Source organism: Streptomyces solincola, assembly GCF_002982015.1.
GTDB lineage: Bacteria > Actinomycetota > Actinomycetes > Streptomycetales > Streptomycetaceae > Streptomyces > Streptomyces solincola.
Genome location: NZ_PVLV01000732.1, coordinates 1 through 1,912 on the forward strand (window position 1 = coordinate 1; position 1,912 = coordinate 1,912).

The following is a 1,912-nucleotide window of genomic DNA, read 5'->3' on the forward strand; positions in this document are numbered from 1 at the left end:
GTGTACGGGGGTGGGGCGGCGGGTCCGGGTGGGCGCGCCGCTCCTGCTCCCCGCCCGGTGCGGTCAGTGCGGGCGCAGGCCGCGGAGCTGGTCGAGTTCGCGGCGTTCGCGCTTGGTGGGACGGCCGGCGCCGCGGTCGCGGACGCCGGCGAGGGCGGTGTGCTCGCGGGGCGGCGGGGGCGGGCTGTTGTCGGTGTACGCCTCGGCGGCGGCGGGCGCGCCGACGCGCTTGGCGAGCACCGCCTTCACCTCGACGATCCGCTCGCGGCCGGCGTGGAAGAGCCGCACCTCGTCGCCCAGGCCGATGTGCCGGGCCGGCTTGGCGCGCTCGCCGTTGACCTTGACGTGCCCGGCCCGGCAGGCGGTGGCCGCCTGGGAGCGGGTCTTGGTGAGGCGGACCGCCCAGATCCAACTGTCGACACGGACGCTGCCGCGGCCGGTGGTCTCCTCCGCCATGTCCCTCTCCCCCCGTCTCAGCCCTGCTGGAAGAGCTCCGCCGGCAGCGGCTTGAGCAGGGCGTAGAGGTCGTCGGTGATGGGGCGGTCCCAGCTCGCGATGGTGACCAGCACGTTGTCGCTGCGGTCGAACTGGACGCAGGAGATCCGGGATTCGGAGAGCTTGAGCCGGCGCACGATGAGCAGGTTGTCGCCCTGCATGACCGGGACGTCCTCGGTCTCCACGACCTCGACCGGCTCGTCGTTCTCCAGGGCGGCGAGGAGCTGGGCGACCTCGAAGGGGATCTGGCCCTCGGCGACCTCGCGGGCCGGGGAGCCCTCGGGGAGGTTGCCGATGATCATCGCGGGGCCGCGGCCGCCGAACAGGTCGTAGCGCAGGAAGACGCCCTGGCAGCTTCCGTCGGGGGCGGGGAGCAGACCGGCGCCGAGATTGCCGGGCCAGTCGCCCGGATCCATGGCCAGGACGTCGAAGTCCGGGCCCGCGGGGGTGGCGGCGCTGCGGCGGCGGAGGAAGGACATGCCGCCATGGTACGTGTCCGGCCGCGCCCGGCGGCGCGTGGGCCGGGCCGCCGCCGCTCCTGGTCGGACAGGGGTGTCAGCGGTGCGCGGGCGGGGCGGCGGACCGCGGCCGGAGGCGGGGCGCACGGTCCGTCGCGGGGGCGTCAGCGGGCGGCGGGCAGGACGGCTCGGACGGCCTCGGCCATGCCGCGTTCACCGGCCGCGTTGGGGTGGAAGGGGGCGGCCGCGTTGGTGAACAGGGGCTCCATCCAGCGGGTGCCGGCGCTCTTGCAGGCGTCGCGGCCGATGGAGGGGGTGTAGGTGTCGGCGTAGGACGCGTTGTGGGCGGCGGCGGTCCTGGCGATCATCGCGTTGAGGCGCTTGTGGGTGTCCCGCAGCCACGGGGCGTCGCCCTTGGCGATGGAGAAGACCCAGGGGCAGTTGCTGCCGTCGTCGGGGACGATCGCCGGGTAGCCGGTGAGGACGATCCGGGCGTGCGGGGCGCGGGCGCGGATGCCCTCGACGGCGGCGGCGATCTTGGGTGCGGTGTTGTCGATGGCGGCGGCGAGCTGGTCGCGGCCGGTCCAGGTGTAGCTGGTGCGGCAGGGCCGTCCGCCCATGTCGAGCAGGCCGAGCGAGACGCAGCGCACGATGATGCCGGCGAAGCCGATGTCGTTGCCGCCGATGGTGAGGGTGACCAGGTCGGTGTCGGCGCTGAGGGCGTCGAACTGCGGCGGCGCGGTGGCGCTCTGCGCGGTGGTCAGGTCGGCGGTGGTGGCGCCGCCGCAGGTGACGTCGCGGTGGACGGCCGGGGCGAGGTCGGCGTTGAGCAGCGCGGGGTAGTTGCGGCTGGAGCGGGCGCAGCCGGTGTCGGTCTGCTCGGGCACTCCGGCGCCGGAGGCGTAGGAGTCGCCGAGGGCGACATAGGCGGCGACGGCGGTGGGCGCGGGGGCGGGGGC

3 protein-coding genes are annotated in these 1,912 nt (G+C 75.4%); all 3 read right to left on the reverse strand.

Annotation, left to right across the window (positions count from 1 at the left end; all coding sequences use genetic code 11):
• Nucleotides 1-63 precede the first annotated feature (63 nt).
• Complete coding sequence (locus C6N75_RS29765) at nucleotides 64-456, reverse strand: RNA-binding S4 domain-containing protein (protein WP_105871936.1); 393 nt, start codon at nucleotides 454-456, stop codon at nucleotides 64-66.
• Between the two features lie 17 nt (nucleotides 457-473).
• Entirely contained in the window at nucleotides 474-974 is a 501-nt protein-coding gene (locus C6N75_RS29770; protein ID WP_105871937.1) for a hypothetical protein, read from the reverse strand.
• Nucleotides 975-1,117: 143 nt separating this feature from the next.
• Nucleotides 1,118-1,912 (reverse strand): SGNH/GDSL hydrolase family protein (locus tag C6N75_RS29775; RefSeq protein ID WP_105871938.1); only part of this gene is annotated, 795 nt, incomplete at its 5' end.

Coding starts and splice junctions, on each gene's coding strand:
- C6N75_RS29765 (WP_105871936.1), bottom strand. CDS start 456: ATGGCGGAGGAGACCACCGGCCGCGGCAGCGTCCGTGTCGACAGTTGG.
- C6N75_RS29770 (WP_105871937.1), bottom strand. CDS start 974: ATGTCCTTCCTCCGCCGCCGCAGCGCCGCCACCCCCGCGGGCCCGGAC.